The 23226-nt window shown below is 68.1% G+C and carries 27 protein-coding genes and 1 tRNA gene; 14 read left to right on the plus strand and 14 right to left on the minus strand.

The features are described from left to right. Positions 1-6: 6 nt before the first annotated feature. Positions 7-987 (plus strand): aldo/keto reductase, encoded by a 981-nt coding sequence (locus ASF35_RS00565; RefSeq protein WP_055961283.1) that lies wholly within the window; start codon positions 7-9, stop codon positions 985-987. Positions 988-1402: 415 nt separating this feature from the next. Here ASF35_RS00565 and ASF35_RS00570 read toward each other — a convergent pair whose 3' ends face one another. Both ASF35_RS00570 and ASF35_RS00575 read right to left on the minus strand, forming a co-directional pair. Then, positions 1403-2494, minus strand: a complete 1092-nt coding sequence (locus ASF35_RS00570) for an ImmA/IrrE family metallo-endopeptidase (RefSeq protein ID WP_055961286.1) — start codon at positions 2492-2494, stop codon at positions 1403-1405. 8 nt (positions 2495-2502) lie between these two features. Then, the gene (locus tag ASF35_RS00575; protein WP_156364624.1) at positions 2503-3282 is read right to left on the minus strand and encodes a hypothetical protein; all 780 of its coding nucleotides are present in this window, start codon (positions 3280-3282) and stop codon (positions 2503-2505) included. 434 nt (positions 3283-3716) lie between these two features. On the opposite strand from ASF35_RS00575, the gene ASF35_RS00580 reads away from it, so the two are divergent. Continuing rightward, positions 3717-4073 (plus strand): hypothetical protein, encoded by a 357-nt coding sequence (locus tag ASF35_RS00580; RefSeq protein ID WP_055961292.1) that lies wholly within the window; start codon positions 3717-3719, stop codon positions 4071-4073. 203 nt (positions 4074-4276) lie between these two features. On the opposite strand, the gene ASF35_RS00585 is transcribed toward ASF35_RS00580, so the two are convergent. The 8 genes from ASF35_RS00585 to ASF35_RS00615 all read right to left on the minus strand — a co-directional run bounded on the left by ASF35_RS00585 (position 4277) and on the right by ASF35_RS00615 (position 9596). After that, positions 4277-4492 (minus strand): hypothetical protein, encoded by a 216-nt coding sequence (locus tag ASF35_RS00585; RefSeq protein WP_055961295.1) that lies wholly within the window; start codon positions 4490-4492, stop codon positions 4277-4279. Continuing rightward, positions 4489-4788 carry a hypothetical protein gene (locus ASF35_RS00590; protein ID WP_055961297.1) on the minus strand — a complete coding sequence of 100 codons (300 nt, stop codon included), beginning with the start codon at positions 4786-4788 and terminating at the stop codon, positions 4489-4491. The genes ASF35_RS00585 and ASF35_RS00590 overlap by 4 nt, the downstream gene beginning before the upstream one ends. A 195-nt stretch (positions 4789-4983) precedes the next feature. After that, positions 4984-5655, minus strand: coding sequence for a DUF4396 domain-containing protein (locus ASF35_RS00595; RefSeq protein ID WP_082480866.1), 672 nt, complete (start codon positions 5653-5655; stop codon positions 4984-4986). Next, positions 5655-6623 (minus strand): GNAT family N-acetyltransferase, encoded by a 969-nt coding sequence (locus ASF35_RS17530; RefSeq protein ID WP_156364626.1) that lies wholly within the window; start codon positions 6621-6623, stop codon positions 5655-5657. The genes ASF35_RS00595 and ASF35_RS17530 overlap by 1 nt, the downstream gene beginning before the upstream one ends. A 206-nt stretch (positions 6624-6829) precedes the next feature. Then, on the minus strand, positions 6830-7597 hold the full coding sequence (locus tag ASF35_RS17535; RefSeq protein ID WP_308200642.1) for a DUF3152 domain-containing protein: 768 nt from the start codon (positions 7595-7597) through the stop codon (positions 6830-6832). Further along, positions 7594-8412, minus strand: coding sequence for an exo-alpha-sialidase (locus ASF35_RS17850; RefSeq protein WP_156364627.1), 819 nt, complete (start codon positions 8410-8412; stop codon positions 7594-7596). Before ASF35_RS17850 ends, ASF35_RS17535 begins: the two co-directional genes overlap by 4 nt. Positions 8413-8482: 70 nt before the next feature. Continuing rightward, complete coding sequence (locus tag ASF35_RS00610; protein WP_235499084.1) at positions 8483-9064, minus strand: DUF305 domain-containing protein; 582 nt, start codon at positions 9062-9064, stop codon at positions 8483-8485. A 79-nt stretch (positions 9065-9143) separates the two neighbouring features. Further along, positions 9144-9596 carry a hypothetical protein gene (locus ASF35_RS00615; protein WP_156364628.1) on the minus strand — a complete coding sequence of 151 codons (453 nt, stop codon included), beginning with the start codon at positions 9594-9596 and terminating at the stop codon, positions 9144-9146. Between the two features lie 141 nt (positions 9597-9737). On the opposite strand from ASF35_RS00615, the gene ASF35_RS00620 reads away from it, so the two are divergent. The 11 genes from ASF35_RS00620 (at position 9738) to ASF35_RS00675 (ending at position 19934) form a co-directional block, all read left to right on the plus strand. Then, positions 9738-10424, plus strand: coding sequence for a DUF4396 domain-containing protein (locus ASF35_RS00620; protein WP_235492840.1), 687 nt, complete (start codon positions 9738-9740; stop codon positions 10422-10424). Between the two features lie 71 nt (positions 10425-10495). Continuing rightward, entirely contained in the window at positions 10496-10855 is a 360-nt protein-coding gene (locus ASF35_RS00625) for a helix-turn-helix transcriptional regulator (protein ID WP_055961309.1), read from the plus strand. Beyond that, positions 10852-11580 (plus strand): cation diffusion facilitator family transporter, encoded by a 729-nt coding sequence (locus ASF35_RS00630; RefSeq protein WP_055961312.1) that lies wholly within the window; start codon positions 10852-10854, stop codon positions 11578-11580. Before ASF35_RS00625 ends, ASF35_RS00630 begins: the two co-directional genes overlap by 4 nt. Further along, positions 11580-12491, plus strand: a complete 912-nt coding sequence (locus ASF35_RS00635; protein WP_055961315.1) for a cation diffusion facilitator family transporter — start codon at positions 11580-11582, stop codon at positions 12489-12491. The genes ASF35_RS00630 and ASF35_RS00635 overlap by 1 nt, the downstream gene beginning before the upstream one ends. Positions 12492-12525: 34 nt before the next feature. Further along, positions 12526-13176: a thioredoxin domain-containing protein gene (locus ASF35_RS00640; protein WP_055965989.1), complete on the plus strand. Its 651-nt coding sequence runs from the start codon at positions 12526-12528 to the stop codon at positions 13174-13176. Positions 13177-13248: 72 nt separating this feature from the next. Beyond that, the gene (locus ASF35_RS00645) at positions 13249-14094 is read left to right on the plus strand and encodes a hypothetical protein (RefSeq protein WP_082495425.1); all 846 of its coding nucleotides are present in this window, start codon (positions 13249-13251) and stop codon (positions 14092-14094) included. Continuing rightward, the gene (locus ASF35_RS00650) at positions 14091-14423 is read left to right on the plus strand and encodes a hypothetical protein (protein ID WP_055961322.1); all 333 of its coding nucleotides are present in this window, start codon (positions 14091-14093) and stop codon (positions 14421-14423) included. Before ASF35_RS00645 ends, ASF35_RS00650 begins: the two co-directional genes overlap by 4 nt. A 19-nt stretch (positions 14424-14442) precedes the next feature. Beyond that, complete coding sequence (locus tag ASF35_RS00655; protein ID WP_055965991.1) at positions 14443-14937, plus strand: GNAT family N-acetyltransferase; 495 nt, start codon at positions 14443-14445, stop codon at positions 14935-14937. A 102-nt stretch (positions 14938-15039) separates the two neighbouring features. Then, entirely contained in the window at positions 15040-15234 is a 195-nt protein-coding gene (locus tag ASF35_RS00660; protein ID WP_055961325.1) for a hypothetical protein, read from the plus strand. Between the two features lie 924 nt (positions 15235-16158). Next, complete coding sequence (locus ASF35_RS00670; RefSeq protein ID WP_055961331.1) at positions 16159-18279, plus strand: site-specific integrase; 2121 nt, start codon at positions 16159-16161, stop codon at positions 18277-18279. After that, positions 18276-19934, plus strand: coding sequence for a hypothetical protein (locus tag ASF35_RS00675; protein WP_055961334.1), 1659 nt, complete (start codon positions 18276-18278; stop codon positions 19932-19934). Before ASF35_RS00670 ends, ASF35_RS00675 begins: the two co-directional genes overlap by 4 nt. A gap of 257 nt (positions 19935-20191) precedes the next feature. On the opposite strand, the gene ASF35_RS00680 is transcribed toward ASF35_RS00675, so the two are convergent. The 3 genes from ASF35_RS00680 to ASF35_RS00690 all read right to left on the minus strand — a co-directional run bounded on the left by ASF35_RS00680 (position 20192) and on the right by ASF35_RS00690 (position 21646). Next, positions 20192-20278, minus strand: a tRNA-Ser gene (locus tag ASF35_RS00680). 43 nt (positions 20279-20321) lie between these two features. Beyond that, complete coding sequence (locus ASF35_RS00685) at positions 20322-21308, minus strand: permease prefix domain 1-containing protein (RefSeq protein ID WP_055961338.1); 987 nt, start codon at positions 21306-21308, stop codon at positions 20322-20324. After that, the gene (locus tag ASF35_RS00690) at positions 21305-21646 is read right to left on the minus strand and encodes a PadR family transcriptional regulator (RefSeq protein ID WP_055961341.1); all 342 of its coding nucleotides are present in this window, start codon (positions 21644-21646) and stop codon (positions 21305-21307) included. The genes ASF35_RS00685 and ASF35_RS00690 overlap by 4 nt, the downstream gene beginning before the upstream one ends. 94 nt (positions 21647-21740) lie before the next feature. On the opposite strand from ASF35_RS00690, the gene ASF35_RS00695 reads away from it, so the two are divergent. Further along, positions 21741-22370, plus strand: coding sequence for a nucleoside/nucleotide kinase family protein (locus tag ASF35_RS00695; RefSeq protein WP_235499085.1), 630 nt, complete (start codon positions 21741-21743; stop codon positions 22368-22370). 4 nt (positions 22371-22374) lie between these two features. Here ASF35_RS00695 and ASF35_RS00700 read toward each other — a convergent pair whose 3' ends face one another. Next, positions 22375-23220, minus strand: a complete 846-nt coding sequence (locus ASF35_RS00700) for a hypothetical protein (protein ID WP_055961350.1) — start codon at positions 23218-23220, stop codon at positions 22375-22377. Between the last annotated feature and the right edge of the window lie 6 nt (positions 23221-23226).

Consider the following 23226-nt stretch of genomic DNA (forward strand, 5'->3'; position numbering starts at 1 on the left):
GGAACCATGAAGCACCTCTCCCTCAACGGCCTCGACGTCTCGCGCATCGGTCTCGGTGCCATGACCATGGCCGGCACGTACACCTCAGAGGGCGGCCTCGACGACGCCGAGTCGATCCGCACCATCCGCCGGGCGCTCGACCTCGGGGTCACCCACGTCGACACCGCCGAGATCTACGGCCCGTACCTCAGCGAGGAGATCGTCGGCCGGGCGGTCAAGGGCCGCCGCGACGACGTCAGGATCGCCACCAAGTTCGGCCTGGTCTCCCACGCAGGCGACGGCCCGGGCGTCATCGACAGCAGCCCGGCCAACGTCCGCAACGCCGTCGAGGGCTCCCTGCGACGCCTCGGCACCGACCACATCGACCTCTACTACCAGCACCGGGTCGACCCCGGCACCCCGATCGAGGAGACCGCCGGCGCCGTCGCCGAGCTCGTCGCCGAGGGCAAGGTGCTGCACTTCGGGCTCTCCGAGGCGTCACCGGACACCATCCGTCGCGCCCACGCCGTGCACCCCGTCTCGGCACTGCAGACCGAGTACTCGCTGTGGACGCGGGACGTGGAGGCAGAGATCCTGCCGCTCCTGCGCGAGCTCGGCATCGGCTTCGTGCCGTACTCGCCGCTCGGACACGGCCTGCTGACCGGGCAGATCACCTCGGTCGACGACTTCGCGGACGACGACTGGCGCAAGACCAACCCGCGGTTCGTCGGGGAGAACTTCCGGCGCAACCTCCGTCTCGTCGAGGAGGTCAAGGCCATCGGCGCCGAGGTCGGTGCCACGCCGGCCCAGACCGCTCTCGCCTGGATCCTCACCCGCGGCGACGACATCGCCCCGATGCCCGGGACCCGACGCGTCGCCCGCGTGGAGGAGAACACGGCGGCCGACCGGGTACAGCTCGCCGCCGACCAGATCCACCGGCTCGAGTCGCTCGAGGCACCGTCCGGAGCCCGGCACGACGACGCGAACATGGCGTCGATCGACCAATGAGCTCGTCTCGGTGAGGTCACGGCGAACCCCCGGACGGACGGGAGATCCAGTCCCAACCGGGGGTTCGTCGTCGGCAGTGGCGGTGGGAGCCGTCGCTCCTCCCACATCCCCAGCACCCGGGGACGACGAAGGCCCCGAGCACAGAACGCTCGGGGCCTTCGTCATCGGCGGGGTACTTACACAACTCCAAAACGCGCTAACCACGGGCCAGAATTCTGGATCGCCGAGAGTTGTCACACATTTTTTGCCGTTTGACCACACATTTCGCGTTCAATCTGGAATGCCAGACCCGACACCTTCGCGGGTGCGTGTCGCCGAGGTTGTCCTTGCGCGCCGCCAACCGAGCGTGGTGGGCGACGAAGTGTGGTCTGCCTGAGGGTGGAGCCACGCCGCCAGCCCTACGCTGCGCGACCCTCTAACGCACCACGCGCAGTTGTGGCCGAGGGTCGTCGACCGCGCCAAGAAGTTGCCGGACGCGTCGGGGCTTCCAACGAAGCTCAGCGGCGAGGGTCCCGGCGGTGACGCCTCGCGCTTCGGCGAGCTCGAACGCCGCACGCAGCATTGAAGGAACCTCGCCGTCGTACTCCCGGATAGGGCGTGCGGTCTGAGGGACCTGCGCCAATCGGATGTACCCGCGACGAGCCGTGCTTTCGGAGTAGATGCCTAGCTCCTTGCCCCTGAAGATGAGGCTCGTGACGGAGACTCCCCACCGTTCGCTGAGGTTGTACAGAGTCGGGAAGTGGAGACGGCCGGGCAGTTCTTCACGCAGCTTGACGGCCGGCGTCAGAAATTCAGCCGCGAAGGCATCGGCCTGACGCTCGAGCCAGGTCTCGCCAGAGGGAACCCCGTGGTGCAGAACTAGGTGTCCGAGTTCGTGCGCCGCGCTGAACCGGTGACGAAGAATGTCGTCGGCCCGATCAGCGGTGAGCACGACCACAGGACGAGGGAACTTCAGTGTCGAGTAGGCGTCGATACGCGCCACCCCGGCGGGTGTCTGCGGCGCAAGGCAGCAGATGACGCCCCGCGACTCCAGCTGCGCCACGAGGTGCCCGACGGGCTCGCTACCGAGCTCCCACGAGGCGCGCGTTGCGCGGGCCGCGGCCTCCGGTGTGTAGGTGATGTCCGCGGGACTGTGAGGGTTGGGCAGATCGATCTGCGGGAACCGCACATGAGTCTCGAGCGCGTGCGAGAGCTCCCATACCTGTTCAGCAAACGACGTGGCTGCGTTGCGCTGCTTGGCCGTGGTCGCGCGCAGGCTCTCGAAGTAGGTGTCGCTCGTGTCCAGAGCCTGGAGGGGGCGCCCCGGCTCGAAGAACTCGACGGGTACATCGAGTGCATCGGCCAGCCGGATCAGAGTGTCCGGGCGCGGGGTCGAGATGCCGGCCTCGTACTGCCCGATGGCGGCGGCCGAGACCCCACTAGCCTCAGCCACCTCCTTCTTGTTCAGCAGGGCGACTTCCCGGGCCTGCCGGAGGCGCCCGGGCTCGAAGAAGATGCTGTTCGACATCGCTCCTACTACTTCTGCTCGGAAACTTCTCCGCCGAGCGCGGGCTCCTCCTGGAGTTCGAGGCGCGGCATCGGACGAGGGGCCGTGTCGAACGTATCGCCCTTGACGGATGCGACGGTTGGGAAGGGGATGGGGGTGTCGAGTAGCGACAGCTTCTGACTGTCGGTGAAGTCGATGAACCCATCGGCGTCGAACGTTGCGATGCCTACCTGGACAGCCCTCAAGCCGGTGCTCGGGCCACACTGGAACGCCGCTACAACAAGCACGGACGCGATGGCCTCCACCGATGCCCGTTCCCTCTCCAGCTCCTCCAGCGCAGCCACGACCACCTCGCCTGCGGCATCGCTGTTGTCCTGATCAGCGTCGAAGAGAGACTGCTGCTCGACTCCAGGCTTGTTGACGCTGGCAAGACGAGCCCGCAGATCCGAGACGCTGGCACGCATTCGGCCGTCGCGTGTACCGCCCTCGATGACCTTCACCGGCAGGATGGCATAGCCGTCCTTGATGAGGATGGAGTACGGCGCTCCGGGCACTGGCACCACGTGCGCACCCTCCAGCTCCGACCCGACGCGATCGACGATTTCCTCAGCAAGCGCGAGCCAACAGGTACCTCCGTAGGCATGGTTCGTCTTCAGCTGGGACGCGACTTTCGCTTCCAAGGAGCGGTTGTGCGCCTCAACACCCGCCGCCACGAATGCGCGCTCGATCTTCGCCGCGTCTCCACCGAAGGCCGTCTCGAGAAAGGATCCCGTGCTGTTCATCTGCAGTCCGTTCGTCGTCTTCGCCACCTGACCTACGACTGTACATCACAACTTCAGTTTTTGGTCCACTTTCGTCACTTTGAGGATGTTCGACATAGCGCGACCTCCTCAAAACCCTAACCTTCGACTTCCCAGCATCCAAAGGATCGCCACGGCACCTTCGCTCCCTACCCAACCGAACGGTCCACGCGACGCGCCTGCCGCGCCTGACCTCCTCGAACACATCTCCAGGCGGTCGCCCATCTGCCTGGAGAAGATGACCTAGGTCTCGATGATGACCTGGCCGTCTTCACGACGGCGGTGTCGCGGAAACGTTTTAGCGCCGAACTTGGCCTCAACCATTCCCGTCATTGCGTGAGGCCGGTGCGCCGTCACCGTGCTGCGTGAGGGCTTCGGCCACTCCGCGCATGACCGAGGACATCCAGGTCCGAGGCAGCGCCCACGCCCCTGGAGGGCCACAAATGAAGACAAACGACTGGAGTCAGAACGTCCCCGATGGGGTCATCCGGTTGAGCGACGTCAAGGCGCGTCGACGCAGGGACGTCCTGCTGATGATGCGGCGCCGGGTCGCCATCACCGCGGCCGAGCACCGGTCGCACTCCCTCGACGACGCGACCGCCTTGTGGTCGCTGCAGCTGGAGCTCGAGCAGACGATCCAGGACGAGTTCCCGGACCTGCACGAGGAGCAGTTCGGACTCTGGGCCGTGGAGGAGCTCTCCTACGAGCACCCGCCGGGAGTCCTGACTCCCGGGTGCAGCCTGTGCGAGGCCATCGCGGCGGAGGTGCAGATCAACTTGGAGCTGCCCCAGGCAGCCTAAGACCGAACGACCAAGGGTGGGGTGAGCATTCGTGCTCACCCCACCCTTCTGGCGCTCACTGCGCCCACAGGCGGCACCGAGCGAGCCGGTAGTTCGCCCCAACCGTAGACCCACTTGACGGAACCTGTAGAGCTTCCGGCGTCTGCTTGCGGGCACCTCTGGTCGGCTCCTCGCGAGCTCTGCCCCTCGGCCACGGCTACGGCTCAGTTGCGCATCGAGTCGAGTTCGGTGTCGTCCTCGGCAGCGTGCGCGGACCGGTGCTCCCATGGGAACACCCAGCGAAACAGGCTCAGGCCGGGCTTGCGGCACCAGCAGTCCTCAGCGCAGCCGCAGCGCATCGCGCCGAGGTGCTCCGCGATCCTGTTGCCGGCTGCAATGAGGACGTAGGCCCCGATCAGGACGAGGACCGCGCGTCTCACGGCAGCACCGCGATCAGCTGGTCAGTGGTGGGTGTGCCACTGAGCCCTGTCGGTGTGGTGTAGACCCGGCAGGCGAGCCCCACGTGCTCGGTACCGGACGCGAACGGGTCGATGCCGTCGATGCGGATGCTTGGAGACCCCAAGAACCCCACCGCCTCTGCCTCCTCCACGGTCTCGACCCGGCGACGCTCCACGATGACGTCCTCGTGATCCGCGGCCCGAAGCGCTTCGGACAGCCGCCCGTCGGCGACCGTCCAGTTCGGGCATCCATCGAAGTACAACAACTCAACGCGCATCGGACGCTCCTCCTGGCCGGCGGGTTCGCTTCCTACTGTGCCACCGCCGTCACCAGTAGACGCCCCGATCGCGTCCAGGCAGTCGCCGTGGACGCGGTGATGTCTGGGCTGTCGGCGTGGTCCGCAGCGCCAGGTCCGCGTCCTTGCCGGGTGCATGCTCGGCGCGGCCCATCTCATGCGCGGTCGTCGTGGTGTCTACCGCGTGATGGCTGCTGTGGCGGCACCGTTGCGGCGTGCCAGGACCGCGGCGACCGGGTAGCCGGTGGCCAGGCCGAGAACGATGCCGATCTGCATGAGGAACCAGAACGACCCCTCCGAAGCGGGGGGCATGTACTCGTTGAAGTGCAGCAGCAGCATCCAGCCGGCCATGCCGATGTCGAACGCCAGCACGGTCAGCACCGCTGCGCCTGCTGCGGCGCCGACGCTCAACCCTGTCGCGGCGGTTCGCTCGAACGTGAACAGCAGCACGATGGCCAGTGCCCCGATGACCAGCAGCATGACCCACAGGTCGATGCCCGCGATGGTCAGGCCCGAGGCCAGGACCAGGGGCACTCCGACGAGGTGCGCAACGGCGCTGGCCGCCCCGCCGGGCAGGCTGACGCTCGCCGCCGACGCTGCGGAGTCGCGGTCGACGTGGCCGGTGCGGGCAGGAGCTCGACCGCTCTTGAAGTACAGCCATAGTGCTGCGGGTCCGAGGTAGAGACCAGAGCACACCCAGACGACCTCGGTGGCGACGGTGCGGTGCCGGCGTCCACGGCCGTAGATGTCGATGGCGATGAGAGCTGCGCTGAGCACCGCAAGGGCGATGAACGCCCAGGCGATGGGTGTGAGCCAGTCCGGGACGTTGTTGGTCATGTTCATATTCATCAGGGTTCCTTCGGTTGAGGGTTGGTGGCGGTTGGGGTGGGGTGTGGTCGGTTCTGCGCTCGAGCCCACAGCTCGTGCGGGTCGTCGCGAGCCCACACCGGTGGCGACGTGTGCCCCTCGAGGGCGAGCCCGATGGCTGTTGCTGCGGCCTGCTCGACTGAGCTAGGTCGGACGCTCCATGCCAGGCGCCGTGCGCCTGTGGTGTCCGCGAGATCTTGTAGTGCCTGGGCTACTCGGTGTGCGGTGTCGAGGTCCTTGAGGTCGGTCCAGACTTCGAGCGTTGATGACCCGTGGTCGTGCCGTATGTCCGCGACTCCGGCGGGCGAGCCGTCTATGGTGACGGTCCCGAAGCCGTCGTGGGGTAGACGCACCCCGTGCTCGTGGGCATGTGGAAGCTGGGCCGATGGTTTTGTGGAGCGGTGCAGGACCCGTCGGCCGCGTCGAACGGCCACTCGCGCGAACGGCAACAACATCGGGGCGAACGCAGAGAGCGTCGCCACCCGTGCCCGGCCGGCCACTCGCGTCGGCGGGCTAGGCGCCGTCTCGACCCATGTGGTGCGGGGGAGCCACCAGATGTCGTGGTCGGTCGGGACGCCGTCGTACGGGCGAAGCTGGTTGGCGGTCGCGCGTCGGGTGAAGCCGAGCTCGGTCAGCATCCGCCCCGGGGCTGGGTTGGTGACTGCTACGGGTGCGACGACGCCGTGGATGGTGGCCGGCAGCCCGACCACGTGGGTCAGGGCGGTGCGCCACGCCCACGCGCGTGCTGGTGCTGATGTGTTCGCGGACAACCAGATCGACAGCTCGGCGACACCGGTGCGGGGGTCGATGGCGAAGGAGATCTCGCCCAGGACATCTCCGCCACCGTTGACCAGGACGAGAGGGACCAGCCGCCCGGCGCGTGCCGCGGCCCGCTGAGCGGCAACCTTGTCGGCCCACGAGGTCAGCGACACCGACGCGTCCCAGTCCACGTCCGCAGACCCGATCGACGGCTGGAGGCGGTCGGCTTCGCGCAGACACGTGTGGCGCCAACTTGGGCCGTCCAGAAGCTGTGGCGGCCGCAGGACGAGATCGTGGTTCCCAAAGCGTCCTGTCGTGTGGACGGAGGCCGCTCGTGTGGACGCTGAGTCCAGGGTGAAGTCCTTCGGGGTCAGGGACCCGGGGCGTGGGTCGCAGGTCATGGCCATGGGTTCGCCGCGCATCCGTCCAGGCCCAGGGTCTGCTGGAGCATGACCGGTGCCTTGGCGCCAGGCGCAGGGCATGGTTGGTGGTTGAACCCGAGGGCGTGTCCGACCTCGTGGTTGATGACGTACTGGCGGTACTTGCCCAGGTTGTCGTAGGAGTCGACGCCCTGGACCCACCGTTTGCCGTTGATGACCACGTCGTTGCCGTTGCGACACGACACTTCACCCCGGGTGCGTAGCGGCGCGCACAGGCGATCGGTCGTCGCCGGGCTGGCCAGCACCACACGCAAAGCCGCGTCTGGGGTGCGACGGAACGAACGTTCGCCGGTGGCGGTCCAGCCCCGTCGGTCACCCAAGGTGGCGTCGACGGCGCGGGTGAACCGGCTGAGCTTCAGCCCAAGCCCGTCCTCAACTTCCACCCGGTACGTGATGACGGTGCCGGCCTCACCCACGCGCTCACCCGTGCTCGTGGCCGCGGTGAACGTGCCGTCGGCTGCCTTGGGGACGGTCGTGGGATCAGGGGCTGGCGTTGGCCTCGCCGCGGCTGGCTCTGGCGCCTTGGTGGCAGGTGTTGCGGGGGCTGGTGGTGTGCTGAGGGAGGGGGCGATCCGGGCGGCGGGGTCGGGACGTGGCGGTGCCGTCCGGCCTGCGACGCCGGCGGCCACCAGCAACGTCGCCGCAGCGAGTGCGGCCACGGCTACCGATAGCCGCCGAACCGTCAGCTCACTCTTGGTCGGGTGGCGCCGCCGAGCGCCGCTCACAGCATGGCCTTCCAGGTGGCCCCGTCGTCGGTGCTCTCGTAGATGCCGGTCGTGGTGGCGGCGTACCAGGCGTCGTCGTTGGCCGTCAGCGCTTGCGGCTGTCCGGGCAGCTCGCCGCGGCCCTTCCAGGTCTGACCGTCCACCGAGGACCACACGAGCCCGGCCGGCGAGATCCCGGCCAGCGTGGTGTCGCCGTCGATGTAGACCAGCGGCGGCGCAGTGCTGACTCGTTCGGTCTGACCGCCAATGACCTGCCCCAGTGTGTAGTTGGCGCCGGTGACCAAGACGCTGTCGTCTGGGCCGATTGCCACGTCAATGGCCGGCAGCTGCGCCAGCGGGGTGAAGGCGCGTCCGTTGTCGGTGGACTCGACAACGGTCTGAGTGACCGCGTCGTAGGCCACGACTCTGGTTCCGGTGGTGTCGATGGCGTGCAGGTCGGCCTGCCCGGTCAGGCTGATCGGGTCGAGGGTGCGGCCGGCGTCGCTGCTGGTGACCAGTCCCATCGGGTTGGTCGCGCCGGCGGTTGCGGGGTGTCCGCTGGCGGCGAACTGGTCGGGACCGGTGACGGTGAAGCCCATCAGGTCGTGCGGGGCCTGTTCGACCCGTTGGGGGTTGCCGTCGTCGAGGGTGAACAGGCCGTCGTGGGTCGCTATCCATAGCTCGCCGGTTGCTGGGTTGGGGCCGAGGCCGTGGACGTGCCCGAACGCTAGAGCGGTCGGGGCGTCTTGGGCTGGCTGCGAGCAGGCAGCTAGCAAGGTGAGCATCAGGGTCAGCGCTGTCGCGCCGACCCGAGCGGGAAGGTGTGTGTGAGTCATGGCGTCGTTGACCGTCCGACCCGCGCCCACACCCTGTTGCCAGGGTGAGCGCGGGCCGAGGTGTCGGCTCCTAGGAACCGAGCAGGTCCCGCATCGTGGCGATCTCGGCGGTTTGGTCCTTGCGGATCGTGCCCGCGAGCGCCTTCGCGTCGGCGTTCTTGCCGTCGCTCTGCTCAGCCTTGGCCATCTGGACCGCACCCTCGTGGTGCGCCAGCATCATGGTCAAGAACATCTGGTCGAACCCCGCGCCGGAGGACGCTTCGAGCTCGGCCAGCTGGTCGTCGCTCATCATGCCCGGCATCGAGCTGGAGTCGCCACCCATGTTCGAGTGGTCCATCCCGCCCATGTCGTCGCCCTCGGCGGGGACGTCCTTGCCCCACTTGTTCAACCAGCCGGTCATCGTGTCGATCTCCGGGCCTTGGGCGGCCTCGATGTCCGCGGCAAGCTCCAGCACTGCGGCGGTGTCGGTGCGGGTCTTGGCCAACGCTGCCATCTCGGTGGCCTGGCGGTGGTGCGGGATCATGTCCTGGGCGAACGAGACGTCCGCCTTGTTGAAGTCGGCATCGGCCGACGAGTCGTCACTGCTGGAACAGGCGGTCAGGGCTGCTGCCGCCACGGCGACCAGGGTCGCCACCTTCATTCGGGTACGCACGAGCTGTTCTCCTTGGGGTCTGCTCGACAGGGGTCGCTTGAACGGCGTGAACCCGCAGGATCACGCCGAAAGCTGCCTGTCAGCAGCGGATGACAGTGGTGCGTTGTCGCGCCGTCATGGCCTCGAACGCACTGCGTAGCGTTCCTAGCCGTACCGATGTCGGCGGCGGGCGCTGCCACAGCACCCACCGGAACACCCCACGGGGCCACCCGATCAACGCGACGAACGAGACCAGCAGAGCCAGGCACATCGCCATCAAGCCGCTGCAGTCGGCCATGCCGCCCTCGGTGCCTTGACCCATCGGATCGCCGCCGTCCGGAGCGGCCACCATGGCCACCTGTGCGACGTCGGAGTGATGCGCCGGCGTCGCCGACGAAGCCATCTGGGCGTGAGCGTCGTGCCCGCCACCGGACGCCGGCTCGAGCAGAAGGCTGTGCATCAACACGATGCCCAGGATCAGCGCAGGGGCCAGCAGCGCCATCAGCCACCGGGGGCCGACGGACGCTCTCACGCGTGCAACGGTGTACGACATCAGCCTCATCCTACGGACCCGCGCTCCAACCGGCCCGACAGAACGAGAACAGGCCATCGTGGTCTCGAACACTCGCCACCAGAGACCTATACCCCCCGGGGGTATGCTTGAGTGACCAGACAAAGGGCTCAGGAGGACGCGATGGACCAGCACGGCACACACCACCACCACGACATGGACCACACCGGCCACGGCGACGCGGGGCACAGCGGTCATGGGGGTGGCGTGAACTCGATGGCGGCCAGCGCGACACTGCACTGCCTGACCGGGTGCGCCATCGGAGAGATCCTTGGTCTGATGATCGGGACCGCGGCGGGCCTGTCCAACGGCGTCACCATCGTCATCTCGGTGGCGCTGGCGTTCGTGTTCGGCTTCTCGCTGTCCTCGCTGCCGCTGGTGAAGGCCGGCCTGGGAGTGGGTGCTGCGTTGAGCGTGGTGCTGGCCGCGGACACGCTGTCCATCGCGACGATGGAAGTCGTGGACAACCTGGTCATGGCTGTCATCCCCGGTGCCATGGACGCCGGGTTGGTCAACGTGCTGTTCTGGGTGGGGATGATGATCTCGCTCACGGTGGCGTTCTTCGCCGCCTACCCGGTCAACCGGTACCTGCTCCAGCGAGGCAAGGGCCACGCTCTGACGCACGAGTACCACCAGGCCGCCCCCGCGGCTACCGGGTTCCGGCGCTTCATCCCGTCCATCCCGACCAACGCCCTGGTCGCGGTCATCGTCGCCTTCATGCTCGGCGGACTCGTCGTGTCGATCGCTGACGACCTCGGAGCGGGAAATGACTCGCACTCGGCCGCAAGTGCCGGACTGCTCGACCGCTGAACCACCAAGGCGTCCGCCCGTCGGCGCCTTGACCTTACCCGGAGCTCACCAGACTGCGCTATCATCGCCGCATGACGATGACATTGGATACAGCCGCTGCGACAGCCGAAGAGCCTCTGACCGCTGCTGCGTGCCTCTTTCACGGGTTCAGTGACCGCTCGCGCCTGGTGATCTTGCAGCACCTGTTGTCCGGCGAGCACCGGGTAGTTGAGCTGACCGAGCACCTGGGCCTGGCCCAGTCGACCGTCTCCAAGCACCTTGCTTGCCTGAAGGAGTGCGGTCTTGTCACCTCCCGACCGCAAGGCCGAGCGTCGGTGTTCAGCGTCACCCACCCAGAAGCGACGACCCAGCTGCTGGCAGCGGCCGAGACGTTGCTGGACCTGACCGGCTTCGCCGTCACCCTGTGCCCGACCTACGGAGTCAACCGATGAGCACCCTCGATCTGGCAACCAAGCAGCGCCTCGGACGTCGCGCCAAGATGCTTGCCGGCCTGTCTGTGACGTACAACGTCGTCGAGGCCGTCATTGCCATCACCGCTGGCGTCGTGGCCGGTTCCGTGGCGCTGGTCGGGTTCGGCCTGGACTCGGTCGTGGAGGTCTCAAGCGGCTTGATCATCTTGTGGCAGTTCTCCCACCGCATCCCGGAGTCCCGCGAGCAGCAGGCGCTGCGACTGTTGGCGTTCTCGTTCTTCGCCCTGGCCGCCTACGTCGGGTTCGAGTCCATCCGCAGCCTGCTGACCGGCGCCGAGTCCGACCCATCGACCGTGGGCATCGTCCTGGCAGCGGTGTCGCTGGTCGTGATGCCGTTCATCTCTTACGCGCAGCGCCGCACCGGCAAGGCCCTCGGCTCGAACGCGGTCGTCGCCGACGGCACCCAGACCCTGCTGTGCACGTACCTGTCCGCGGTGCTCCTGGTCGGTCTGGTCCTCAACGCCACGCTGGGCTGGTCGTGGGCTGATCCCATCGCCGGGCTCATCATCGCCGGCGTCGCCGTGCGTGAAGGACTCGAGGCATGGCGCGGCGACGGCTGCTGCTCACCCATCAGCCGAGACAGCGACGACAACGCCGGATGCGGCTGCACCGACTGCCAGGACCACTGCTGCGCACCGGCCGCCGAACCCCAGGTCCTGCAGCTCGGCACAGACAGCAAGCCCTGATGGGATCCGGGCATAGCCACGGGCCCCCGGCAGGACACGCCGGAGCCCGCTACCGCGGCAAGCTGGCCATCGCCTTCGGCCTCATCGCAACGTTCTTCGTCGTCGAGCTCGTCTACGGCCTGCTCGCGGACTCACTGGCCCTGATCTCCGATGCCGGCCACATGGCAGCCGACGTCGTCGCCCTAGGCGCGGCATTGGCCGCGACCAAGATCGCGACCCGCAAGGACACGACCGGCCGCCGCTCGTTCGGGTCCTACCGGGCCGAGGTCTTCGCGTCCGGCCTGACCGTCCTGCTGATGCTGGCAGTGTCGGTCTACGTGGTCATCGAGGCCATCAGCCGCATCGGCAGCGACCCCGACGTTTCCTCGGGGCCCATGGTCGTGGTCGGCGGGCTCGGTTTAGTCGTCAACATCGTCGTGATGCTCCTGCTGCGGGCCGGGTCCAAGGAGAGCCTGAACGTCAAGGGCGCCTACTTCGAGGTCGTCGCCGACACCGCCGGGTCCGTCGGCGTCGTCGCCGCCGGCATCCTCATCGCGACCACCGGGCAGGCATGGTGGGACACGGTCGTCGCCGTGGCCATCGGCGCGTTCGTCGCCGTCCGCGCCGTCATCCTCGGCCGGCAGGTCCTGGCCGTCCTGGGCCAGCACGTCCCAGAAGGGATGGCCATCGACGCCGTCGCTGACGACCTGGCCGCCATCCCCGGAGTCACCAACGTCCACGACCTGCACATCTGGGTCCTCACGTCGGGCATGAACGTGGCCACCGCCCACCTCGTCGCCGACGACACCGACGAGTTCCCCCGCATCCTCGAACACGCCCGCACCACGTTGAAGACCACCTACGCCATCGAGCACGCCACCCTCCAGGTCGAACGCACCGCAGCACGCGAGTGCCACGAGATCGACTGGTGACCCACACCCAGGAACGAGACGACCGATGAAGAGCATGACCAGACAGACCAAGATCGCGATCCTGTTCGGGCTCATCGCAGTAGCCCTGTTCGGCGGGGCGTTCGTGTACCAGAGCCTCGCCGGCACCGAACCCGCCGACGCCACTGAACGCGAGAACATCACCGTTCGCGCTGACAGTCACCGTCTCGACACCGCCGACGACGGCAAGGTCACGCTCGTGGAGTTCCTCGATTTCGAGTGCGAGGCCTGCCGTGCCGCGTACCCGTTCGTCGAGCAGCTTCGCGAGCAGTACGACGGCCAGGTCACGTTCGTCCTGCGCTACTTCCCGATCCCAAGTCACACGAACGCGAACAACGCCGCGTATGCGGTAGAGTCCGCCGCCCGTCAGGGCAAGCTCGAGGACATGTACAAGCGGATGTACGACACCCAGGCCGAGTGGGGCGAGTCCCAAGACTCCAAGGCCGACCTGTTCCGCAGCTACGCCCAGGAGCTCGGCCTCGACATGGCTCAGTACGACGCCGACGTCGCCAGCCGCGATGTCGCAGCGCGCGTTGCCAAGGACGTGGCAGACGGGGAGCGGCTCGGCGTCACCGGTACACCGTCGTTCTTCCTCAACGGCGAACCCCTGACCCCGTCCACGACCGACGAGTTCATCGACGCCATCGACGGCGCCCTCGCGAAGTAGGACACCGGTGAACCTTCTTACAGGTCGCACCGCTGCCCCGGCGCACGTCGGTTCATGCGTGAACGCATGAGCATGAGCCGTCCGGACGCGACCGCGTCATCGCTCGAGCGCGCGGTCCATGCCGCCGAGAAGCACCAGATCGCCCTGTACCTGGTTGCCATCGCAGCAGCAGTCGCCTTTGGACTCGCCGCACCCGAAGGTGCGGGGGCGTCCTTGGAGCACGCGATCGAACCGGTGCTTGCTGCGCTGCTGTTCGCGACGTTCCTGCAGGTCCCGTTCCTGGACATGGCTGCCAGCTTCCGCGACGTCCGCTTCCTCGGGGCCGTGCTCGGTCTGAACTTCCTCGCCGGGCCTCTGGTCGTGTGGGGTCTGATCCAGTTCCTGGGCGACGACCAGGCCGTGCTGGTCGGGGTCCTGCTGGTCCTGCTGACCCCGTGCATCGACTACGTCATCGTGTTCTCCGGCTTGGCCGGGGGAGCGGAGGACCGCCTTGTCGCCGCGGCACCGCTGCTGATGCTCCTGCAGCTGGTGCTGCTGCCTGTCTACCTGTACCTGTTCGTCGGGTCCGACCTGGCCGACATCGTCGAGCCCGGACCGTTCCTGCACGCGTTCATCGTGCTGATCGCCATCCCACTGGGGCTGGCGGCGCTCACCCAAGCGCTGTCCAGGCGGTTCGCAGCTGCCAAGGCCGTGGAAGCACTGATGGCTGTGGCGTTGACCGGGTTCGAGCAGACGCGCTCGGTCGCAGCAGCCATCGCAGGCGACCACGAAGCCGCCGCCCGAGTCGAGCTCACCCTGCCCGACACCGGCGTCTGCGGTGGTGCAGGGACGTTCGACGACCAAGCTGCGGCCGACGGCGGCTGCTGCGGTGCGCCGGCCGCACCCGAACTCATCACGCTGGGTCGACCCAGCCTGTGACACCCACAGCCCGCAGCTCGGCGACATCGCGCGACCACGAGCACTTCGGACGCATCGCCGGCCTCATGACCTCGTCACGGCGGGCGGTGCTCGAGGCGTTGGCCGAGTGCGGGCCGATGACCGCCGCGCAGATAGCGGACTGCTGGAAGGACCGGGACCCTTCCTTGCGACCGCTGGTCGTCCAGGCGTTGCCGTCCATGGTGTCGCAAAGCCTGTGGAAGCTGGACAACCTGGACCTGGTGCGTGCGGTCGACAAGGTCGTTGCCATCACCGCACTGGGACGCCAGCATCTGGGCGAGGAAGGTGGACACGATGGCACCAGCGGCTGAAGACGTTGTGGTGGTGCCGATGACCGTGCAGGACTGGCCACACGTCGAGCGCATCTACTCTGCTGGCATCGAAGCGGGCCATGCGACGTTCGAGTCGACAGCACCCACATGGGAGCAGTTCGACAGCTCCCGGCTGGTCGACCACCGCCTCGTCGCCGTGGCACCTGACGGGACGGTCGTGGGCTGGGCCGCGTGCGTGGCTGTGTCCGCACGTGCGGTGTACGCCGGCGTGGTCGAGCACTCGGTCTACGTCGCACTTGGTGTCCGCGGTACCGGCATCGGAGGGCTGCTGCTCGGCGCGCTCATGACCTCGACCGAACAAGCCGGCATCTGGACGATCCAGTCCAGTATCTTCACCGAGAACACCGCCAGCCTCAAGCTCCACGAACGCCATGGGTTCCGGACCATCGGCATCCGCGAACGCGTCGCCAAAGCCACCGTCGGCCCGGCGGCCGGACGCTGGCGCGACACGGTCCTGGTCGAACGCCGAAGCTCAGTCACGGGCAGCGACTGAACGTAGTGCCGCGTGCATCCAGCGCGAAGCTGCTGCCGAGACGTGAGGTGCGTCAACTGCAGGCCTCTGGATCCGCGAGCGGCACAGGAGCAGACTGAACGCATGAGCGTTGTCCCGCGCAGAAGTGGCGCAGAACTGGCCAAGAACGACGCCATCGGCGAGGCGATCGTCCGTGCGGTGGAAAAGGCCCACTTCGGCGACATCCTCGCTGCGAGGGGCATCACGACCGTCGCGTTAGACGAGGACGGACGCATGGTCGAGTACCGGCCCGATGGCGGCACCACCGTCCTGAGCTGAGTCCGTGTCCACTGAGTCTGTCGGTGGCCGGAGCCACGATGGAACGGTGACCGACCCGACTGAGAAGTGGCACCAAGCGTTTCGTGACTTCCAGGCGCGTCTGCTTGAGTCCGGTGCACTGGACCTCGAAGCGCTGCGGTCCCGTCGGGACGACTCCAGCATCGCCACCACCGCAGCCTGGGCGCGGAGCCAAGGAAGCGCCGTCTTGGTCCTCGTTGACGCCGGTGGTCCCGTCTACCCGGCTTTCCAGTTCACGGATACCGGCGACCTACGACCCGAACTGTCTCCACACGTAGCCCTCCTCCGGGACGCTGGACTGTCGCCATGGATGACCTGGGCTTGGCTCACTGAACCCGCCGCTCTGCTGTCCGGCCACATCCCGGAGCAGGTGCTGGTCTCCGACCCGCGCGGTGGCGGTCGAGCGGTCCAGCGGCGCGCAGATCGACATCGCGCCGTGGGGTGAGCGGTACCTACCCTCGCGACGGTCCGCACTTGAGGGCTCCCCCTTCCAGACCTGGGCGTGGACGAGCCACCGTCGCTCGGTCGAGGCACGACATTGAAGCGACGGATTCCCGTGGCTTACAAGAGGTTCTTCACATCCCCGGCAACGGCAAGCTCCAAGCCCCGTGCAGCAGCGGGTGCCGCCCTGACGGCTTGTCGGACTGGACCTAGCAACTCTTCCTACTCCAGTAGCTCAGCGGCGGACAGCAAGCCGTCGTCCGACCGGTGGGCGCAGTGACTCGGCCGCACAAACTCGGCTGATGCTCCAGCGCAGAGTTCGTCCGCTTTCGGCCGTGCGCGATTGAGAAGCGTCAGACGTCCGGGACGAGTCCGGTCATGAACGAATTCCCCGGAGAGCTCACACCCACCCCTGGCGCAGGCCCCGTTCCGTCTGGAGGGAGGGTTCCGAACGAAGTAAGCCGGATGGTGACGGCGTACAAGCCGCGACTGCTTGACGCAGCAGCCTGGGCCCTCGCAGGCGAGATCGTCCGCGACTGTGTCCTGGCCGCGAACCCGCAGACGGTCAACGCGGCTCGTCTTCAGCTGCAGAACCTCGTCGGGTATCTGGCGGGCCCATCTGAATGGGACCGATCCACGACTCCAGACCTGTCCGTGCTGCTGACGGAGGGCCGTATCCGTGACGCGTACTCCGACCCCAGCCTCGGCGCGAAGTCCACCCGACGCGCGCGCATCGAGTCCCTGGGCACGTCTGCGCGCGCCATCGGCGTGCGTGAGAAGCTCGCTCCGAAGCGAGCCGTCCTAGACCTGACAGCGACCAGCCCGACCTTCGATTTCCCACCGGTCCCGAACGCGCCTCAGGCACAGGCCGCCACCAAGGTCCGCCAGCGCATCAAGCAGTACACGCCTCGTCGGCTCGACGGGGCGAAGTGGAAGCTGGCCGGACCGGCGGTATGGACTCTGGTGACCGCTTCGATGCCGACGACCATCGACGCCGTTGATCAACGTGTCAGCGCGTTGGTGGGTTTCCTATGCGACGTCCGCGTTTGGAGCGGCACGACTACCCCGGTCCTGGACGAGCTGGTGACGGTCAAGAACATCACAGCCCACATCCAACGGACGCCGTTCAAGAGCCAGCACGCGAAAGCCCACCACCAGAAGACTTTGCTCGCGCTAGGGCGCGCCCAAGGAACCGTCCCGGTCGACGCCCCGCTTCGCAGCCGGTCGAAGGTCTACGACCCGTTCCTGGCATCGCTCGTGATGCTCCCGGTGCCGGTCAGTTCCCTCGCAGCGGCGCGGCGCCTGGCCGAGCCACCGCTGGTCGGGAAGTTCACGTTGGACTACATCGCGCAGAACATCGCCGAAGCCCGAGATGTCACTGCACAGGGCATGGCGGGCAGCACGGTCTGGGGTGCCGACGCTCTGGTGGCGTTGGCCGAGGTAAGCGACCATCCCCTGGGGGTAACCGTGACCACCTCCTCCGCAGCCGGATCCTCTCCGGTCTCGAAGGCACCCAAGTCCCGCCGTGCACTTCTCGCCGCGGCCACCGACGCCCACGCACGTGCCACGCGGGCAGCGACCGTCGAGGAAGAAGGAACGCGCGCCGTTCTTCCCGATTCGTCTGCCGTCAGCGACGACGTACGTGCGGCGGTCGCCAGGTACGTCCCGCTCTTCAAGGCACAGCGCGGCGTGTGGGACACCAACCGCGACGTGGCCGAGCGCCTCGTCTACGCCTACCAGCCCAGCAGCTCCCGCAACGCCCAGAACATCTGCGCGAACGTGAGCCCGTTCCTCTACTGGCACGCCACCCGCGGCAGCCGCGACCCGAAGCGCCCACTCGACCTGAACGGCATGTTCGAGTCCGACACCATCGAGGCCTACCTGGCTGCGTCGTCGTGGTCCGACGCGTCCCGGAGCGGCGCCCGGTCAGTGCTTCGACGCATCAACAAGAAGCTTCACCCGCACCGCGCACCCGTCTCGTTGTCCCACCAGGAGGTTGGCGCCCCCTACACGCAGGCCGAGTGCGAGGAGTTCGTCCGGTTGGCATGGCACCAGCCAAGCCTGCAGTCCCAACGCAGGCTCGCGTTCGTCTTCGCGCTCGCACTCGGCGCCGGGCTGGACGCCCAGGACCTGCGCGGGGTGCGTCGCTGCCACATCAGCACCGTCATGGTGGCCGGCACCCAGATCACCGTCGTCACCGTCGCCGGTAGCGGCAACCGGTCACGCACCGTTCCCGTGCGGACCGCCTACGTGCCGCTGCTGGAACGCGCTCTCGCAGCCCACGATGCGCATGGCCTCAGCGGCGACGCGCTGGTGGTGTCGGACGTCGCCACCACCATCAACATGGTCTCGCGAGTGGTGGGTCGCGCGAAGGCCGAGGGCAAGACCTACACGATCAAGACCGCCAGGCTCCGGCACACCTGGCTGGTCGCTGTCATGAGCTCACCTGTCGCACTCGCCGACCTTCTCCAAGCCGCGGGCCTGCGCTCGGCACGCACGCTCACCGACCTGCTCCAGTACTGCCCACCGGCCGATCACGATGATGTGGCGCTCGCGCTGGGATCCTACGAGCGGGGCCAGCGATGATCCCCCGCCGCGAGTTCGAGATGTACCTCGAGCTGGTCCGGCGCAGCGAGGTCCACACCACCATCGAGGAGGAACTGCGCAAGGGAACCGGCGGGGCACCACGCCAGCTCGACGTCGACGTGTTCCTCGCCGCGGGGATACTCACCGCTACGCACCACAGGACCGCGAAGCTGACCCGGGTGCGCAAGCTCATGACCAGGGAGCTGTCCCTGAGCGTCCAGCACTCCTACGGCATCCGCTCGCAGGAGCATCAACTGGTCACCATGCGTCAGATCTACTACCTGGTCGACCGTATCGCCAACATGTACGAGTTCTCCGACAAGCGCCTCCCCGACCTGACGGTCAACGAGCGCACCCGGCGCGAGGAAGCCTTCACGTCCCTCATCGACCGGCTCATCAGCTCTCCCAGCATGTACCTCGACCCCGCGGACAGGTACGCCGTGGACGCGACGTCGATCGAGTCAGCTGCTCGAGGCAAGTTCAGCAGCAAGAAGCTCGCCCAACTGGACAAACCCACGTTGGACAAACGCAAATGCCCCGTCCGCGGCGTCTGCGCGGACATGGATGCCCGCTGGGGCTACCAGACCGAGACGTACGACAACAAGACCAGCATGTACTTCGGATACCACATGATGGCCTTTACCCGGGTCGGAGCCGCCGGCGAGAAGGACGTGCCCGTGCTCATCGAACACATGCGCATGGTCCCGGCCAACTCCGACGGCCTGCAGGAGACCGTCGACGTCATCGAGGCGCGCCACCTCACACCCAACCCCATCGCCGAGATCCTTTCGGACCGAGCGTTCTCCTTCTCCGTCGTCGAGAACTGGGCCAAGGTCCTGTCGGACCTAGGCGTCATGCAGGTCATGGACATGCACGACAACGACCGTGGCGCTCGCCCCCACCCGACGGACGGCTACGTCATGATCGACGGCTGGCCGCACGCCGCGTCCATCCCTGACCACCTGGTACGAATCGCCCGACCGACCAACCTCTCCGTGGGACCGGCACGGAAGAACGCCACGAAGCGCAAGAAGGCCAAGCGCGCGGCGCTCGTCGCTGAGGTCACGAAGTTCCGCGCACTCATTGCCGAGCGCGCCACCTACCGCTTCGAGCGCCACGGCAAGACTGCCGGCGGCAACTACCGGTACGAGTCGCCCGCCAGAGCGGGAAAGCTCCGCTGCGCCGGCTACCCCGAGTCGCTCCACCTGCCCGCCGACACACCCGAGTGCGTCCACCCCGCCGGGCAGCCCATTCCCAAGGCCTGTCGTCAGAGGACCATCACGGTCTCGGAGAACGTCGGTCTCAAGCTTCGCCAGGAGCTGTACTGGGGCTCCGACGAGTGGATCGAGTCCTACGCCCGGCGCAGCCGCGTGGAGTCGAGCTTCGGCCTGCTCAAGGCATCAGACGGCGGCGGCATCAAGCGCGGCTGGACCCTCCACACCGGACTCATCCGCACCACGCTGCTCCTCGCCCTCCAAGTCACGGCCTCCAACCTCAGGGTCCTGCTGAGCTGGGCCAAGCGCAACGGATGGACGGCCGACCCACTCACCAAGGTGGACCTCACGGACCACGGCTTCATCGAAGCCGGAGCTGACGGCCTGCCCCTCACCGAAGCGACCACCGGCCCTCCCCGCGAGGACCAAACAGCCGCCTGAACGCGGCGACCACCTGCACAACCTGACGACCCGCACGACCCAGCCCGACGGCCCTTGGCCCGAGGGCTACACGTGTTGCTGAGCAAAGGCTAGGGACCGAGACGAGCCCGCTCTCGACGCAATCGCACGGGCCAACACAGCGACTGCCGGCGCCAACCAGTGCCAAGAAGCTCCCGAAAGCACGAAACTCCGCCCAGATCAACATCTGGGCGGAGTTTCGTCACTTACTAGGGCACAGTTGTGTAAGTACCCCTCGGCGGTGGCGGTGGGATTTGAACCCACGGTGGGTTTGACCCCACACATCATTTCGAGTGATGCACCTTCGGCCGCTCGGACACGCCACCGCGGGGTACCTTACCGGACCACCGCAGGGCGACCGCAGCGAGGTCAGCGGGCGATCGGGGCCGCGCCCGAGGTCAGCGGGGTCGCCTTGTGGGCCTTCCACGCGGCGTCGCCGACCTCGGCGACGATGGTCACGAGCGCACCCACCACGATGCCGAGGTTCACGTACTCGAGCACCTGCGAGCTCATGCCCACGGCGTCGACGAAGGCGGGGTTGAACAGCGACTCGTCCCACGCCAGCCAGGCGACCGGCAGGGCGAACGCGGCGGACACGACGGCCATCGCACCCACGAGCGGCCACGTCCAGCGGCCGACCCGGTAGCGCCACACCTCGAGCGCGATGTTCAGCACGAGCACCCCGATGAGGGACGGCAGCCAGCCGGACCACAGGTCGGGGTCGAGCACCGCGACGTCGTCGCCGTCAGGCCCCTGCACCCAGCTGCGGAAGTTCTGGCCGATCAGCACCATGATGAAGAAGGCGATGAACACGATCGACGCCATTGTGTCGACCAGGGACACGTCGCGCTCCCGCGGCGCCTCGGGCAAGGAGTCGACGGTCCAGCCCGGCAGGCCGGGGTCGACATCGACCCGCTCGAGGATCGCGAACACGAGGGTGGTCCAGAAGGCCACGTGCAGTGCCGTCTCGATCCCGGCCGCGATGCCGTCGCCGATCGCGGACGCCGCGTCGGGCTCGGTGATCAGGCTGACCGCCGCCACCACGACCGCGACCGTCGCCGGGATCCAGGCCAGCAGCCTGAGCAGCAGCCGCCAGTAGGTGAGGAAGTAGCGGGGGCCGATCAGGTGCAGCGGTCGGTCGGCGTACTGCGCGGCGAGCAGGCCCGGGTCGCCGAGCTCGGTGAGCACGCCACGCTCCGCGTCGGCCTCGGGCTCGCCGGCATCCGTGCGCGCCTCGACCATGTCGGCGATCGAGGCACGCAGCTCGCGGCCGATGTCGTCGCGTCGGTCCTCGGGCACCGAGCGCAGCACGGCGTGCACGTAGCGGTCGGTCAGGGTGGTCGTCTGGGTGGTCATGGCAGATGCCCTTCCGTGAGGGACTCGATGGAGGTGCGTACGGCGTCGAGGTCGGCCAGCAGCGCGGCGAGGAGCTGCTCGCCGTCGCGGCTCGTCCGGTAGACCTTGCGGGGCCGGGACTCGGTGGTGTCCCACTCGCTCGTCAGCAGGCCCTGGTCCTCGAGGCGCCGCAGCAGCGGGTAGAGCGTGTTCGCGTCGACGCTGAAGCCGGCGTCGGCGAGGGTCTGCAGCAAGCCGTAGCCGTAGCCGGGCTCGCGCAGGGCAGCGAGGCTGGCCACCACGACGGTGCCGCGGCGCAGCTCCTGCAGGTGGGTGCGGAGGTGGTCGTCCCAGGTCATGTCGTCACATTACTGTGTGACACACAGTATGTCTAGGCCACACATCATCGTGCCCCGGACGCCTGCCGGTGCGCGATGCGGGAGAATGCCGGACGTGGACCTCGACGACCTCGCCGCGCGCGTCACCCGACTGGCCGACGCCGCTGCGGGACGCCGTGTGCTGGTCGGCGTCGTCGGCGCCCCGGGCAGCGGCAAGTCCACGCTCGCGAAGCGGCTGGCCAACCGGCTCACCGCCGACGGCTGGCCGGCCGTGCGCGTGCCGATGGACGGCTTCCACCTGGCCGACGTCGCCCTCGTAGAACGCCGCCTGCTCGACCGGAAGGGCGCCCCGGAGACGTTCGACGCGCACGGCTACCTGAACCTGCTGCGACGCCTGCGCGCCGAATCCGGCCACGACGTGCTGGCCCCCGGCTTCGAGCGGGACCTCGAGCAGCCGATCGCCGCCTCGATCACCGTGGCACCGTCGCACCGCGTCGTCGTGACCGAGGGCAACTACCTGCTCGACGACGCCGACCCGTGGCCCGAGGTGCACGCCGAGCTCGACGAGGTCTGGTTCGTCGAGCTCGACGACGGTCGTCGTCGATCACGCCTCGTGGACCGCCACGTCAAGCACGGCAAGACCCGCGAGGCGGCACAGGCGTGGGTCGACGAGGTGGACGAGCCCAACGCGCGGCGGGTGCTGGCCCGGAGCGGGACCGCCGACCTCGTCGTCCCTTCGCCCTGACCGCTCAGCCGGGTGCGGTCCGACCAGGGAGCCCCGCCACGGCCGCCGCCCACTCGAGCGACCGAATCGTCCCGAGCGCGTGGCGTTGCGCGGGCCGGGTGGCGTGGTCGATCAGCAGGCGGCGCAGCACGTCGGTGCGGTCGCCCAGGTAGGCGGACGGGATCGGGATCGCGCGGCCGCTGCGGTCGGTCGTGTCCACGCACCACCACTCCCCCCGACGAACTCGTTCGAGGCCGGGCGTCCGCTCCAGGCCGAGCGGGCCGACGATCTCGAGCGACTCCCACGAGACCCGCGTGGACGCCGGCCCCCACACGTGCTCGACACCCTCGGCCGTCAGGTACAGCCCACCCGCCTGCACCCCGCGCCGCGCCATCCAGAGGTTCGGCACGAGCAGGAGGACCACGAACCCCGCGCCCAGGAGCGTCCAGGCACTGCTGTCCCCGAGCACCCAGGCCACGCCCTCGCCGACCACCACGATCGAAAACGCCGCGACGACGGCCCACGGTCGCGCCAGGGCCCACCCCGGCCGGAGCCATGCGGTGGCGGGACGTCCGGAGGGAGCCGTGGCGAGCACCGGTCCGTCGTCGGCGTGCGGCGCACGGATCCACCGCCCCACCACGTCGACGGCCACCACCCAGCCGCTCCAGCACGCGAGGCCGAAGACCAGCGAGAGCAGCGGGCGTCCCATGGCCACGGTGACCGCCCAGACGACGGTGAAGAGCGACGAGAACAGCGTCGTGCCCAGCATCAGCAGCACCGCCCGCCAGGTGCGCCCGGCGTCGAGGGCGCGGCGGACGATGCCTGGCCCGTTGCGCGCACCCCAGGCGGCGGGCGCGACGAAGTGCGCCACGAGTCG

The sequence above is a fragment of the Aeromicrobium sp. Leaf291 genome, assembly GCF_001423365.1.
GTDB lineage: Bacteria > Actinomycetota > Actinomycetes > Propionibacteriales > Nocardioidaceae > Aeromicrobium.

Excerpts from the sequence above, each read along its gene's own strand:
- ASF35_RS00565 (WP_055961283.1), top strand. The coding sequence starts at position 7 with ATGAAGCACCTCTCCCTCAACGGCCTCGACGTCTCGCGCATCGGTCTC.
- ASF35_RS00570 (WP_055961286.1), bottom strand. The coding sequence starts at position 2,494 with ATGTCGAACAGCATCTTCTTCGAGCCCGGGCGCCTCCGGCAGGCCCGG.
- ASF35_RS00580 (WP_055961292.1), top strand. The coding sequence starts at position 3,717 with ATGAAGACAAACGACTGGAGTCAGAACGTCCCCGATGGGGTCATCCGG.
- ASF35_RS00590 (WP_055961297.1), bottom strand. The coding sequence starts at position 4,788 with ATGCGCGTTGAGTTGTTGTACTTCGATGGATGCCCGAACTGGACGGTC.
- ASF35_RS00595 (WP_082480866.1), bottom strand. The coding sequence starts at position 5,655 with ATGAATATGAACATGACCAACAACGTCCCGGACTGGCTCACACCCATC.
- ASF35_RS17850 (WP_156364627.1), bottom strand. The coding sequence starts at position 8,412 with ATGACTCACACACACCTTCCCGCTCGGGTCGGCGCGACAGCGCTGACC.
- ASF35_RS00615 (WP_156364628.1), bottom strand. The coding sequence starts at position 9,596 with ATGTCGTACACCGTTGCACGCGTGAGAGCGTCCGTCGGCCCCCGGTGG.
- ASF35_RS00620 (WP_235492840.1), top strand. The coding sequence starts at position 9,738 with ATGGACCAGCACGGCACACACCACCACCACGACATGGACCACACCGGC.
- ASF35_RS00625 (WP_055961309.1), top strand. The coding sequence starts at position 10,496 with ATGACGATGACATTGGATACAGCCGCTGCGACAGCCGAAGAGCCTCTG.
- ASF35_RS00630 (WP_055961312.1), top strand. The coding sequence starts at position 10,852 with ATGAGCACCCTCGATCTGGCAACCAAGCAGCGCCTCGGACGTCGCGCC.
- ASF35_RS00635 (WP_055961315.1), top strand. The coding sequence starts at position 11,580 with ATGGGATCCGGGCATAGCCACGGGCCCCCGGCAGGACACGCCGGAGCC.
- ASF35_RS00640 (WP_055965989.1), top strand. The coding sequence starts at position 12,526 with ATGACCAGACAGACCAAGATCGCGATCCTGTTCGGGCTCATCGCAGTA.
- ASF35_RS00645 (WP_082495425.1), top strand. The coding sequence starts at position 13,249 with ATGAGCCGTCCGGACGCGACCGCGTCATCGCTCGAGCGCGCGGTCCAT.
- ASF35_RS00655 (WP_055965991.1), top strand. The coding sequence starts at position 14,443 with ATGACCGTGCAGGACTGGCCACACGTCGAGCGCATCTACTCTGCTGGC.
- ASF35_RS00660 (WP_055961325.1), top strand. The coding sequence starts at position 15,040 with ATGAGCGTTGTCCCGCGCAGAAGTGGCGCAGAACTGGCCAAGAACGAC.
- ASF35_RS00670 (WP_055961331.1), top strand. The coding sequence starts at position 16,159 with ATGGTGACGGCGTACAAGCCGCGACTGCTTGACGCAGCAGCCTGGGCC.
- ASF35_RS00675 (WP_055961334.1), top strand. The coding sequence starts at position 18,276 with ATGATCCCCCGCCGCGAGTTCGAGATGTACCTCGAGCTGGTCCGGCGC.
- ASF35_RS00685 (WP_055961338.1), bottom strand. The coding sequence starts at position 21,308 with ATGACCACCCAGACGACCACCCTGACCGACCGCTACGTGCACGCCGTG.
- ASF35_RS00690 (WP_055961341.1), bottom strand. The coding sequence starts at position 21,646 with ATGACCTGGGACGACCACCTCCGCACCCACCTGCAGGAGCTGCGCCGC.